General features: G+C 67.3%; 11 protein-coding genes. 6 read left to right on the forward strand and 5 right to left on the reverse strand.

The window, feature by feature from the left end; genetic code table 11:
• The first annotated feature begins 80 nt into the window (after positions 1 to 80).
• The 5 genes from dapA to DKG75_RS13710 all read left to right on the forward strand — a co-directional run bounded on the left by dapA (position 81) and on the right by DKG75_RS13710 (position 3166).
• Positions 81 to 974, forward strand: a complete 894-nt coding sequence (gene dapA / locus DKG75_RS13690; protein WP_109921678.1) for a 4-hydroxy-tetrahydrodipicolinate synthase — start codon at positions 81 to 83, stop codon at positions 972 to 974.
• A 7-nt stretch (positions 975 to 981) separates the two neighbouring features.
• A complete protein-coding gene (smpB, locus tag DKG75_RS13695) occupies positions 982 to 1464 on the forward strand; it encodes an SsrA-binding protein SmpB (RefSeq protein WP_109921679.1) in 483 nt (160 codons plus the stop codon).
• 104 nt (positions 1465 to 1568) lie between these two features.
• The gene (locus tag DKG75_RS13700; RefSeq protein ID WP_109921680.1) at positions 1569 to 2420 is read left to right on the forward strand and encodes a pirin family protein; all 852 of its coding nucleotides are present in this window, start codon (positions 1569 to 1571) and stop codon (positions 2418 to 2420) included.
• Positions 2421 to 2495: 75 nt separating this feature from the next.
• On the forward strand, positions 2496 to 2735 hold the full coding sequence (locus tag DKG75_RS13705) for a hypothetical protein (RefSeq protein WP_146210378.1): 240 nt from the start codon (positions 2496 to 2498) through the stop codon (positions 2733 to 2735).
• Positions 2736 to 2767: 32 nt separating this feature from the next.
• Positions 2768 to 3166, forward strand: coding sequence for a hypothetical protein (locus DKG75_RS13710; RefSeq protein ID WP_109921682.1), 399 nt, complete (start codon positions 2768 to 2770; stop codon positions 3164 to 3166).
• Between the two features lie 15 nt (positions 3167 to 3181).
• Here the strand turns inward: DKG75_RS13710 and DKG75_RS13715 are convergent, their stop codons facing one another.
• A complete protein-coding gene (locus tag DKG75_RS13715; RefSeq protein ID WP_109921683.1) occupies positions 3182 to 4123 on the reverse strand; it encodes a GlxA family transcriptional regulator in 942 nt (313 codons plus the stop codon).
• A 128-nt stretch (positions 4124 to 4251) separates the two neighbouring features.
• On the opposite strand from DKG75_RS13715, the gene DKG75_RS13720 reads away from it, so the two are divergent.
• Positions 4252 to 4803: a cysteine hydrolase family protein gene (locus tag DKG75_RS13720; protein WP_109921684.1), complete on the forward strand. Its 552-nt coding sequence runs from the start codon at positions 4252 to 4254 to the stop codon at positions 4801 to 4803.
• 9 nt (positions 4804 to 4812) lie between these two features.
• On the opposite strand, the gene DKG75_RS13725 is transcribed toward DKG75_RS13720, so the two are convergent.
• The 4 genes from DKG75_RS13725 to DKG75_RS13740 all read right to left on the reverse strand — a co-directional run bounded on the left by DKG75_RS13725 (position 4813) and on the right by DKG75_RS13740 (position 11931).
• Complete coding sequence (locus tag DKG75_RS13725) at positions 4813 to 7449, reverse strand: winged helix-turn-helix domain-containing protein (protein ID WP_133637023.1); 2637 nt, start codon at positions 7447 to 7449, stop codon at positions 4813 to 4815.
• A gap of 148 nt (positions 7450 to 7597) precedes the next feature.
• Positions 7598 to 9490 (reverse strand): DUF1302 family protein, encoded by a 1893-nt coding sequence (locus DKG75_RS13730; protein WP_166646544.1) that lies wholly within the window; start codon positions 9488 to 9490, stop codon positions 7598 to 7600.
• Between the two features lie 22 nt (positions 9491 to 9512).
• Entirely contained in the window at positions 9513 to 10463 is a 951-nt protein-coding gene (locus DKG75_RS13735; RefSeq protein ID WP_166646545.1) for a WD40/YVTN/BNR-like repeat-containing protein, read from the reverse strand.
• Positions 10464 to 10551: 88 nt separating this feature from the next.
• The gene (locus DKG75_RS13740) at positions 10552 to 11931 is read right to left on the reverse strand and encodes a DUF1329 domain-containing protein (RefSeq protein ID WP_109921688.1); all 1380 of its coding nucleotides are present in this window, start codon (positions 11929 to 11931) and stop codon (positions 10552 to 10554) included.
• Between the last annotated feature and the right edge of the window lie 26 nt (positions 11932 to 11957).

Raw genomic sequence — 11957 nt, forward strand, 5'->3', positions numbered from 1 at the left:
GCTCGGCGACTGGCTGTTGAAGCGGCGACAAGCTGTCGCTATGGTCTGCGGCTCTTGTTCCCCCAGAGGCTCCGACTGTCATGTCCGACATCCGCGCCCGCATCCGCGGGTCGATTACCGCTCTCGTCACTCCCTTCCGCGACGGCAAGGTGGACGAGCGTGCGTTTCAGGATTTCGTGGACTGGCAGGTCAAACAGGGCACGCATGGGCTCGTCCCCTGCGGCACCACCGGCGAAAGCCCGACCTTGAGCCACGACGAGCACCACCGGGTGGTCGAACTGGCGATCGAGGCGGCCGCCGGCCGCGTGCCCGTCATCGCCGGTGCCGGCTCGAATTCGACCGCCGAGGCGATTTCCCTGGCCCGGCACGCGAAGGACGCGGGCGCGGATGCCGTGCTCGTGGTCACGCCCTATTACAACAAGCCGACCCAGGACGGCCTCGTCGCCCATTACGAGGCGATCTCGACCGCGGTCGACGTTCCGATCATCGTCTACAATATCCCGGGGCGCTGCGTCGTCGACATCACGCCGGCGACCATGGCCCGCATCGCCAGGCTGCCCACCGTGATCGGCGTGAAGGAAGCGACCGGCGACGTCTCGCGCTATGCCAAGCACCGGGAACTGATCGGGCCCGACTTCATCCAGCTCTCGGGCGACGACGGCCTGGCGCTGGCCGCGATCGCGACCGGGGCGGTCGGCTGCATCTCGGTCGGCTCCAACATCGTGCCGCGGGCCTATGCCGACCTTCAGGAAGCGGCGCTGGCGGGCGATTTCGCCACCGCGCTGAAGATCCAGGACCGGCTGGCGCCCCTGAACGAAGCCCTCTTTACCGAGCCGAACCCCTGCCCGGTGAAATGGGGCGCGGCCCGCCTCGGCCTGATGCAGCCCGACCTGCGCCTGCCCCTGCTGCCCGTCGGTCCCGCGACCGAGGCGCGCATGGACGAGGCGCTGCGCCGGGCCGGCGCCCTGAACTGAGGACGCGATGGCCCCGAACAACAAGCGGGAGACGGCGAAGAAATACATCGCCGAAAACCGCAAGGCCCGTCACAATTACTCGATCGAGGATCGGATCGAGGCCGGAATCATCCTCAAGGGTTCCGAAGTGAAGAGCCTGCGTTCGGGCGCCACCAATATCGGCGATTCCTATGCCGGCGCCAACCAGGGCGACGGCCTCTGGCTCTACAACGCCTATATCCCCGAATATAAAGAGGCGAACCGCGAGAACCACGAGACGCGCCGCCCCCGCCAGTTGCTGCTGCACAAGCGCGAGATCGCCCGCCTGCACCAGGAGGTGACGCGCGGCGGCATGACCCTGGTGCCCCTGTCGATGTATTTCAACGACAAGGGTATCGCCAAGGTCGAGCTCGGTCTCGCCAAGGGCCGCAAGCTCCACGACAAGCGGGAAGCCGAGAAGGAGCGCGACTGGAACCGCGAAAAGGCCCGCCTGATGAAGAGCCGGGGCTGACCGGTTCATTCTTTCCGTTCCGGAAACAATATCTTCCCTCGTCTGGGAATTATCTCCCGATCCCCTCGTGCCAATATGGCAGCAGAAGATCGAGGAGAATGCCCATGACCACCGACAATCCGACCTTTCGTCCCTTACGCCGGCTGGTGCGCGGCCAGGCGGCTTCCGACGGCGACGGCGTGCGCCTGACCCGGCTGCTCGGCCACGAGACCGTGGAACTGGCCGATCCCTTCCTGATGCTGGACCATTTCGATACCGAACAGGCGGCCGACTATATCGGCGGCTTTCCGGACCATCCGCATAGGGGCTTCGAGACCGTCACCTATATGCTGGCGGGGCGCATGCGCCATGGCGACAACAAGGGCCATGCGGGCATCATCGCCGCCGGCGACGTGCAGTGGATGACGGCCGGGCGCGGCATCGTCCATTCCGAAATGCCGGAACAGGACCAGGGCTTGATGCGCGGCTTCCAGCTCTGGGTCAACCTGCCGGCCCGGGACAAGATGGTGCCCGCCCGCTACCAGGAAATCCCCGCCGCCACCATCCCGGTCGAGACGCGCCCGGGCGCCCGCCTGAAGGTGATCGCCGGCGTTACCGGCGAAGGCACCGCGGGGCCGATCGATTCCGGCGCCACGGCGGCCCGTTTCTTCGACATCCGCCTGACGCCCGGCGCCCGGGTCGAGGAAGCGCTGCCCGCCGACCTGACCGTGCTCGCCATCGTCTATGACGGTGCGGTCGCCATCGGCGACGGCACCACCGTGCCCGCGGTCAATGTCGCGGTGCTTGGCGCCGGCGAGCGCGTCGCGCTCGAAAACCCGGGGGCGGTGGAGGCGGGCGTCCTGCTCATCGCCGGCCGGCCGCTGAACGAGCCGGTCGCCTGGGGCGGGCCCTTCGTCATGAACACGCGCGAGGAAGTGATGCAGGCCGCGCGCGACTATCAGGCCGGCCGCTTCTGACCCGCCCGGCAGCATCACGCCGATGAGCGCCGCTCATATTGACAAACTGGCCCGCTGCTCCATTTTGGAGAAATGTTGAACAAAGCCGTCGGCCATCGCGCCGCCCCCTCCAGCAAGGGGCGGCTGCATATCACCCAGGGCGCCAGCCATCCGGGCGAGGCCGTTCGCCTGCACACCTTATGGATCACGAAAAGGACCGTTCAGGCCAGGCAGGCGATCGCGGCTTCGCCGGAGCGCCGCTCGATCATGGTCGAAGACCTGGATGACGCGGTCATGCAGGAAATGCTCGACCATGTGGCCGCGCGCCAGCGCTGATCTTGCCGCTGCCCCGGCCTCCCGTCCCTGGCATGGTACTCGAATATGAGTACGTGTGGGCGCATGAGTACGACAAGGGATGCGGGAATGCGGTAAAGAGCCGGCCCTGTTGCCTGATCTGGGTGCGTGAAAAAGAGGGCCCGCAAAAGCAGGCCTTCTGGGTGCCGATCTCATCGGTGAACGACCCGAGCCGGCCAAAGCTGGAAATCCCGTCCGCCGAACGGCGTTCCCTTGGCTTGCGCAAGCAAAGCTGGCTTCTTCTCGATGAAATGAACATCGATTGGTGGCCGTTGCAGGTGCGCAAGATCGGTGGGGAGGGCAAGGGGGACTTTCTCTACGGCTCTCTCAGCGATCACCTCTATGCCCAGTTGGTCGAAGGGATCAGGCAGCACCGAGAGCGCAGGCGCCTGATCCCACGGCATGCGACCTGACTTCGGTGCCCGTCGTCACAAGCTGCCGAAGCGCCGCCGGTAGTCGCCGGGCGACAGCCCGACCCGCTTCAGGAACAGTTTGCGGAAGGCGCCGGGGTCCTGATAGCCGACCGTAAAGGCGATGCTGTCGATGGCGTCGCGGGTCGTTTCCAGTCGTTCGCGGGCGGCGGCGAGGCGCAGCTGCTGGCAGTATTCGGTCGGGCGCAGTCCCGTCGCCTTGCGGAAACGGCGCAGGAAGGTCCGCTCCTCAAGGCCCGCTTCCGCCGCCATGGCGGCGACGCCGAGGTCGGCGGCCGGGCCGGCGGCGGCCAGGCGCTGCTGCACCTTCAGGATGGCGCTGTCGCCATGGTCGGTCTTCGGCTGGAAGCGGGCATAGAAACGCTGTTCCCGCCCCGGCGGATCGAGCAGGAAGAAGCGGGCCGTCGCCATCATCAGGGCCGGGCCGAAGAAGCGCTCGACCAGGATCAGGCCGAGGTCGGTCCAGGCCATGACGCCGCCCGCGGTGATGATGTCGCCGTCGTCGATGATCAGCCGGTCGGCATCGACCTTCACCCCCGGGTGACGGCTCGCCAGGGTCTCGGCATAGCTCCAATGGGTGGTGGCGGGCCGGCCGGCCAGCAGCCCGGCATCGGCCAGCAGGAAGGCGCCGGCGCAGACCGAGCAGAGAACGGTGCCCGCCGCCTGGCGGTCGTGCAGCCAGCCGGTGATCGCCGGCGTGCTGCCCGGCGGCTCGCCCAGGCTCGGCGGCAGGACGACGACCGCGGGCATCAGGCCGTTGCCGGCGCTGTCGAAGACCGGGACCAGCCGGTCCCCCGCCGGCTGCCAGTGGCTGACCCGCAGCACCGTGCCCGCCAGCCGCCCGGCGACGGAAAGAAGGTCGCTCAGGCCGTGCACCGCCGCCGCCTGGGCGCCGGGGTAAAGCAGCAGGCCGGCACCGGCCGATGGATCCAGGGTCATTTGTCGGTTTTGCCCCGAAGAATGTCAGTTCCGCCAATCCGCATCCTGGCCCGAAACCGCTATCACTGTCACCGGCGGCGGGGAGCGCCGTCCATTGAACTGAAGTACTGAAGGTGGGAGCGGAAACCATGAGCAAGCGTGCGCTGATCGTCGTCGACATCCAGAACGATTATTTCCCCGGCGGCCGCTGGACGCTGGACGGCATGGACCAGGCGGGTGCGAATGCCGCCGCCGTGATCGCCGCCGCCCGCGCCGCCGGCGACAAGGTGATCTTCATCGCCCATGAATTCCCGAGCGCGGACGCCCCCTTCTTCGCCCCCGGCACCGAAGGGGCGAAACTGCACCCGGTGGTGGGCGTCCGCGCCGACGACACGGTGATCGTGAAGCACGCGGTGAATTCCTTCCAGGGCACCAACCTGAAGGACGTGCTGGATGCGGCCGGGGTCGAGGATGTCACCGTCATCGGCGCCATGAGCCACATGTGCATCGATGCCGCGACCCGGGCCGCCGCCGACTTCGGCTATAAGGTCACCGTGGTCCACGACGCCTGCGCCACCCGCGACCTCGATTTCGCGGGCACGGTGGTGCCGGCGGCCAGCGCCCATGCCGCCTTCATGTCGGCGCTGGGCTTTGCCTATGCCAGCCTGGTCTCGACCGCGGACTATGTCGCCGCGGCCTGACCGCGGGCTTCAGTGCAGCAGCCCGGACTGGCGGGCGATCTGGACGGCATGGGTGCGGTTCCGCGCGTTCAGCTTCTTGGTGATATTGCGCATGTGCCATTTCACCGTTTCCTCGGACAGGACCAGCGCCGTGGCGATGTCGCGGTTGGTCAGGCCCTGGGAAATCAGGCTGAGCACATGGCCCTCGCGGTGGGAAAGGCCGTGGAGCCCCGGCGCCGCCCCTTCGGGCAGGGCGAAGTCCGGTTCCGGCAGGGCGGCGGCGGTGGGGACGAGAAGGTAATCCTCGTCGATCACCGAACGGCGCAGCCCGGCCTGGGCCGCGGTCAGCCGGGCCTGGGTGGCGAGGCGCCGGCTCTCCGCCGGGTCGCCCTGCTGGCCTTGGGCGGCGGCGGCAAGGCAGAGCGCGGAGATTTCCAGCCGCACCCAGCCGGTGGAACGCACCCGGTTCAGCAGGGTGCCGACCAGCCGCATGGCCCGGGCCGCATCGCCCCGGGCCAGCGCCAGCCGCGCCTGGGTCAATTGGCGCATGTCCATCGAGGGGGCGAATTCCTCGGTGGTCGGCAGGGACAGGCCCATTTCCTGATCGACCTGGAAGGCGAGGTCGAGACGGCCGAGGCGGATGAGGCAGGTCGCCAGTTCGCCGCCGAGAAGATCGGCCAGGCGCGGCAGCCCCGCCTGCTGGGCAAGGCCGATCGAACGGCGCAGCACGGCGACCGCCTCGTCGTTGCGGCCGGCGGCAAGGGCCAGGCGCGCCAGCACGCGGGTCGCCGATTCGCCCAGTTCGACCGTGACATGGCCAAGGGCGGATTCGCCGGCATCGTTGATCGCCTGGCGCGCCTCTTCCAGCCGGTTCGCCTCGTAATGGGCTTCGGCCAGGCAGATGGACAGGAGGCTGCCGACGAAGCCATGGGGCCGCACCGCCGCCTCGCCGGCGTCGAGCTGGGCGCAGGACAGGGCGGTGACATCGTTCAGCCGCCCCTCGAACAGGGCGAGGCGGGCCTGGACGATGCAGTTCCAGCCGAAGGCATAGGGCGACTTGGACAGGCCGACGATCTCGCCCGCCTGTTCCGACAGCCGCCGCGCTTCCCGCGGGCGGCCCAGCACCAGGGCGGAATAGGCGCTGGCGATGATGACCGAGCCTTTCTCGATCAGGCCGCTGTTGCCCCATTTGCGGTCGAAGGCGCGGAACAGCTTGCCCGAGACCATGTGCCGGTCCGAGGCGGTGGCGGCGATCGCCCGGATCATGTCGCAGGTGGCCAGGGTTTCGGCGGCCTGGGCCTCGGTGATCTTGTCGAGGTTGAGGGCGGCGTTGATATCGGTCTCGACACTGTCGAGCAGGCGGCCGGCCTCGGCATGGCGCTGGCGGAAGGTCAGGGCCCAGGCCAGCCCGATCTTCAGCGAGGGATAGCGGTCGATGATCTCCCCCGGCAGGTTGCTGATCCAGCGCTGCACCGTCGCATGTTCGCCGCGGCTGAGGGCGATGTCGGTCACCCGGTCCGAGGCGAAGGCGGCCGCCCGCTCGTGGTCGCCGGCGCGGAGCGCGTGTTCGACCGCAAGCTCGACCTCGCCGGCCTGATGGAACCAGGACGCCGCCGCCGCCAGCAGCCGCCGCTTCTCGCCCGGGTAATCGACTTCCAGCCGCGATTCGAGGAATTCGCGGAACAGGGCATGATACTTGAACCAGCGCCGCTGGCGGTCGAGCGGGATCAGCAGGAGGTGGCGGTCCTCGATCTCGGCAAGCAGGGCCCGGGCATTGTCGAGGCCGGTCAGGGCGGCGCAGAGATCGGGCGAGAACAGGTCGAGGGGGGAGGAGGCGAGCAGCAGGCGCCGCACCTCCGGCCGTTGCAGGTCGAGGGTGACCTCGCAGAGATAGCGCGAAACCTCGACATCCGTGCCGGAGAATTCCTCGACGAAACGGGCCGGGCTGGCGCTGGCGCCAAGCGCGAGCCCGGCCATCTGCAGCATGGCGGCCCAGCCGCCGGCCCGCCGGCGCAGCCGCTCGGCCTGGGCCGCATCGACGTCGCGGCCGCAGATATTATGCAGCAGGTGGCGGGTTTCCTCGGCATCGAGGGCGAGATCGGTTTCCCGCAGCACGATGACATGGCCCGCCAGCCGGGCCTTGGCCAGGGCGACGGGCAGGGCGATGCGGCTGCTCAGGACCAGTTGGAAGCCTTCCGGCGCCGCGGCGGCCAGGCGACCGATGGCCCGGTGAATGGCGGCATCGGCGATGACGTGGAAATCGTCGATGAAGAGGACGGCCGGCCGGTCCGAGAAATCATGGGTCAGCAGGCGGTCGATGACCGCCTCGATTTCGAGGAGTTCGCCGGCGCCGATCAAGACCGGCTCGCGGCACAGGCCCGGGAAGATGCCGATGAGCAGGGAGGCGAAGCGCGCCGGCTCGTCGTCCAGGGTGTCGAGCGACAGCCAGGCGGTGCGCCAGCCCTGTTCGGCGCGCAATTCCAGCCATTGGCGCATCATGGTCGACTTGCCGTAGCCGGGCGGCGCCTCGATGACGATCGTCTGCATTTCCGCCGCCTCGGACGCGAGCCGCGCCAGCAGGTTGTCGCGGCGGACGGTCCATTGGCGCAGCGGCGTCGGCCGGGCCTTGGCGGTCCTCACCAGTGATGGCGGCGATTTCGTCCCCATCCGTTTCCCCCATTTGGTTTCCGGCCTTGGTGCCGGTGTTTTCTTCATTCGTATTGGTATTTTCCCCATTGTGCAAAAAAGCGGGGAGGAGGTCTTGGTTTTTCAGGCCTCCTCCCCGAGTGCCGGCTGGGGGGCCGGGGGATCGATTCTAGAACTGATAGGTCACGCGCAGCGCCACCTCGTCGAGATAGTCGACGACGCGAATGGCGGAGCGGCCGTCTTCCTCGGCGACGATGATGTTGGCGTAGATATTGGCTTCCCACTTGTCGTTCGGCTTCCAGCGCAGCCCCGGCTGGAAGAACCAGCCGCCGTCGACCTCGTAGAGCACGGCCCATTCGAATTTCCATTCGAGCGAGGGCGAGGGCTGGAAGCCGGCGAAGGCGAAGGCGGCCGAATAGTCGACGCCGGTCGGCGTCGTCGTGGCGGTCGAATTATAACCCGACAGATGCCGCGTGCCGACGTCGAAGATATCGCTGCCGTTCTTGTACATGAACTGGAGCACGAGATAGGCGGCGGGGAAATCCTCGCTCCAGCGGTGCCATTTCTCGAACACCGCGGCCATGGCCCATTGGTCTTCCTTGATGAATTCCTGGCCAAGGGTCGGGTTGGTGAAGGTCCGCTCCGGGGTATAGGTCACCTCGACGCGGGCGATCAATTGTTCGAGGAACGAGCCGGGTTCGCCGTCGAAGACGTAGTTCACGCTGGCGCCGAACACATTCTCATAGGGGAAGAGGCGTTCGATATGGCCGCGCAGGCCGCCCGACAGCCAGAAGAACGTGTCCAGTTCCCCCCGCGCCAGGGCATCGCTCTGGCCGACGTTGTAGGCGGTCAGCGCGCCGGTCGCCGGCTGGAAATCGTCGACCGCGGCATTCAGCCCCTGCGTCCCGTCGAGGCGGATGCTGTTGGCGTACCAGTACCATTCCTCCTGGCTCTTCACGCCGTTGTCCTGATCGACCTCGAAGGCGGTGTTCTGCAACTGGTTGCCGGAGCCGGGCAGCACCGGCAGGTCCTTGTTCACGCCCGATTTGGTCCAGCGGTAGACGCCGTGGGGATTGTGGCGCGAGACGGCGATGAATTGCAGGCCGAGGTTGCCCAATTGGGCACGGATGCGACCGCCGACATTCCACAGGTCGTCGGCATAGCCCTTGTAGCGTTCGTGCACGGTGAACTGGTCGGGCACGACATTGTAGGGGGTGGAGGGATTGGGATAGATCGTCGGCTCGAACTTCTGCACGAAGCCCTCGATCTCCCATTCCGAATTGATCTGGTAGGAGGCGCGGATGCCGAGGCCGGGCACGCGCTTGTCGCCGTATTCCTCGATCGCCGGCTCGAAGATCAGGTGGCGGCGGTAGTCGAGGCCGGCGGGCACGTCCATCACGCGGAAGAAGATCGCCTCGCCCCAGGCGATCTGCTGGTTGCCGGCGCGCACGAACAGGGGGCCGTTGGTATATTCGATGGTCGCGACCGGCAGGTCGACCATGAAATCCTTGCCGGCATATTCGAGCGGCGTGCCGCCGCCGCCCTCGCGGAACTGGGTGTCGAAGAAATTGGTCGGGCCGTTGTCGTCGTAGGTGTTCCAGTCGTAGTAGCCGCGGACGGTCAGGCGGGCGCTCCAGTTGGCGTCGATCGCCGCCGCCATGTTCACCTCGACCCTGGTGGCGAACAGGTTGAAGTCGTTGTCGGCGGTGCGCCCGTTGCGCCGGCCGGTCGGCGGCAGGGTCGCGGCCGAACCGAACAGCGGCTGGGTGATGTTGGTCAGGGTCGGCAGGCCGAGGCCGGACAGCAGGTTGTTGACCCCGGTCACGGTCGACAGGTCGAGGCCGAGCGGCTCCAGCGGCACGTCCTGGCCGTTGAACGGATTGCCGTGGTTGTTGGCCTGGTTCTCCCGGTCGCTCAGCTTGAAGGCCATCTCGTGGCGGATGAAGCCCGAGATGGAGAAATCGATCGCCAATACCGGCATCACCAGCCCGAGCAGGGCCCCGCCCGCGACGCTGCCGGCGATCAGCGTCGCGGCAGACCGGTTCTTCCTTGTCCTCGACATGTCTCCCCCTTTTTCTTGTCGTTCAGTTCTGGCTGACGCGGGCGATGCGGCCGGTGTGACCGCCGACGAGCCAGCCGCCGCCCCGCGCCGGCGATGCCGGCTGATACCAGGTCGTGGCGATATCGCCCGTGACCAGCGGGGTTGCGCCGGCGGCCCCGTCGGCGACCACCAGCATGGTGCGCAGCCCGGTGACCAGGGTCTTGCCGTCCTCGGCCCGCGCGATGCCGAGCAGGTTGGCCGTGACCCCGGTCTCGACCGTTGCCCAGGTCTTGCCGTGGTCGCGGCTGCGCAGCACCTTGCCGTTCTGGCCCACGGCATAGCCGATGCCGCTGTCCTCGACCTTCAGGTCGAAGAGCGAGGCCGTGCCCTGGTGCACGATGTCCCAGCTGGCGCCGTGATCGGTCGAGCGCAGGATCAGCTCGAATTCGCCGACCACGGTGATCGCGCCGTCGCTCTCGATGCTGGCGCCGTAGAGATGGGGCTCGAAGCCCTGGTCGTTGGTGCGGTTCCAGTCGAAGGCGATCTTCTGCCAGGTCCGCCCGGCATCGGCGGAGGTGAGGATGGTGCCGAAGGCGCCGACCGCGACCGCGCGCCCGGCCGCATTGGCGTCGACCGCGAACAGGCGGGCGTCGGTCCCGGCGTCGATCTTGGCCCAGCCCTTGGCGTCGCGGCGCAGCACCACGCCCTGCTGGCCGACGATGAGGGCGGTGTCGCCGGTCATCACGCAGCCGAGATAGGCGCTCGGGCTGCTGATCTCGGTCACGCGCTGCCAGGTCGCGCCGGCGTCGCCGCTGGTGAAGAGCAGATTGGGCACGCCGGCGGCCAGCCGGTCGTTGCCGCTGCCGGCGATGCAATAGATCGCCTCATGGGCCGTGCCCTGGCGCATGGTGTCGAGTTGCGCGCCCGCGCCGGCCGTGGCCGCGCCCGCCGCCAGCGCCAGCGCGCCGGCGATCAGGCCCGAGAGGCCGCGCATGGCTCCGATCCTGGTTCCCATTCCCTTAACCCCTGTCTTTCCCTTTGGGGGCCGGCGATCGCACGCGCCGGCCCCGGTTCGTCACGGTTCAGGCGCCGAGGCGCCGGATGGCCTGGATGGTCAGGAACTGGTCGTGAATGCCGTCGCCCTGGTTGAAGCCCGACTTGTAGCCGCCGGTGATTTCCTTGGCCTTCAGGGCCCGGCTCATGCGGTTGGCCTGGATGTCGTGGCAGGTGAAATGGCCCCACGACCAATGCACGTGGTCGCCGTCCATCACCTTGTTCTTGCCGGTGTCGTAGAGGCTGAAGGCCGGCTCGAACGACTTCCACATCTCGCCGCGGCGGTCGTAGGTCAGATAGGCGATGAACATCATGTTGCGGGTATCGATATAGACCCGCTTCTTGCCGACCGGGGCCCGCGGGTAACCGGTCGGTTCGCATTCGACCACCAGCACCTCGGGGCAGAGTTCCATGTTGGACAGCCAGAAGGTCTGGTCCTTGGGACCGCCGTGGGCCGGCTTTTCCCAGTTCGGGTCGTCGCCCGCCCAGTTTTCCGACACCGCGCCCAGGTGCGGCTTGGTCTCGATCACCTTGTAGTTGCCCCAGGTCAGCATGGGGTCGCCGGCCGCCCAGGCATCCGACAGGAAGATGGTGATGCCGGGCACCAGCGGCTCGAAGCGCTGGTTGGTGGGGAAGCGGCGCTCGCGCTTGAAGGCGGGCAGGTAACCGAACAGGTCCGGGAACTGGGTCTGGTCGTAGTACCATTCGTTGAGGAACGAGGTGCCGCGCACGTCGTTCGGCGAGACGAACCACACCGACTGGAAGCGGGCGCGGTCCTTCTTGCCCTTCCAATAGGGGCCGTCCGGGCTGTTCAGGAGACCGGTGGTGTTCTGTTCGCACCAGCAGAAGTCATACTGGTAGGAGACCGTGCCGCTCGGCGAGATGTCCCAGTCCTTGACGGTATAGAGGGTCTGGTCGTGGCGGCCCCACGACAGGGTGATATTGGCGAAGGCCTCGACGCCGGTCTTGGCGTCGGGGAAGGGATTGCCGCCGATCCAGGGATCGCCGTTCTCGATCACCACGTTGCCGGTGCTGTCGAGCTTGGCCTTGCCCTTGTTGCTGAGGGTGGCTTCCAGGTACTTGTGCGGGAACATGCGGGTGATGTCGGTCGTGGTCTTCACGATCCGGATCTTCCGCCCCATTTCCTTCACCTGCTTGTAGGCGATGGGATCGAGCAGGTCCTTGACGATGTCGACATTGTTCGCGTCGACGATGTCGCCGGTCTTGATCTTGCCCTTGGTGTAGGCGTCGATCGACAGAAGCTCTTCCGGATAGACCTTGGTGATATCGCCGGAACGGGCGATCTCGGGCCAGAGCGACGTCAGCATGCCGAGCGAAAGCCCGGCCTGGGCCGACTTGGTCAGGAACTGGCGGCGGCTGTAACCTTTGTCGAACTTGGTGATATGCATTTCTCTCATCCTCCCGGGGTGGATTT

Source organism: Zavarzinia compransoris, assembly GCF_003173055.1.
Lineage (GTDB): Bacteria > Pseudomonadota > Alphaproteobacteria > Zavarziniales > Zavarziniaceae > Zavarzinia > Zavarzinia compransoris.

Bases quoted from the DNA above. Each gene is read 5' to 3' on its own strand.
- dapA (WP_109921678.1), top strand. From the start codon at position 81: ATGTCCGACATCCGCGCCCGCATCCGCGGGTCGATTACCGCTCTCGTC.
- smpB (WP_109921679.1), top strand. From the start codon at position 982: ATGGCCCCGAACAACAAGCGGGAGACGGCGAAGAAATACATCGCCGAA.
- DKG75_RS13700 (WP_109921680.1), top strand. From the start codon at position 1,569: ATGACCACCGACAATCCGACCTTTCGTCCCTTACGCCGGCTGGTGCGC.
- DKG75_RS13710 (WP_109921682.1), top strand. From the start codon at position 2,768: ATGGTACTCGAATATGAGTACGTGTGGGCGCATGAGTACGACAAGGGA.
- DKG75_RS13715 (WP_109921683.1), bottom strand. From the start codon at position 4,123: ATGACCCTGGATCCATCGGCCGGTGCCGGCCTGCTGCTTTACCCCGGC.
- DKG75_RS13720 (WP_109921684.1), top strand. From the start codon at position 4,252: ATGAGCAAGCGTGCGCTGATCGTCGTCGACATCCAGAACGATTATTTC.
- DKG75_RS13725 (WP_133637023.1), bottom strand. From the start codon at position 7,449: ATGGGGACGAAATCGCCGCCATCACTGGTGAGGACCGCCAAGGCCCGG.
- DKG75_RS13730 (WP_166646544.1), bottom strand. From the start codon at position 9,490: ATGTCGAGGACAAGGAAGAACCGGTCTGCCGCGACGCTGATCGCCGGC.
- DKG75_RS13735 (WP_166646545.1), bottom strand. From the start codon at position 10,463: ATGCGCGGCCTCTCGGGCCTGATCGCCGGCGCGCTGGCGCTGGCGGCG.
- DKG75_RS13740 (WP_109921688.1), bottom strand. From the start codon at position 11,931: ATGCATATCACCAAGTTCGACAAAGGTTACAGCCGCCGCCAGTTCCTG.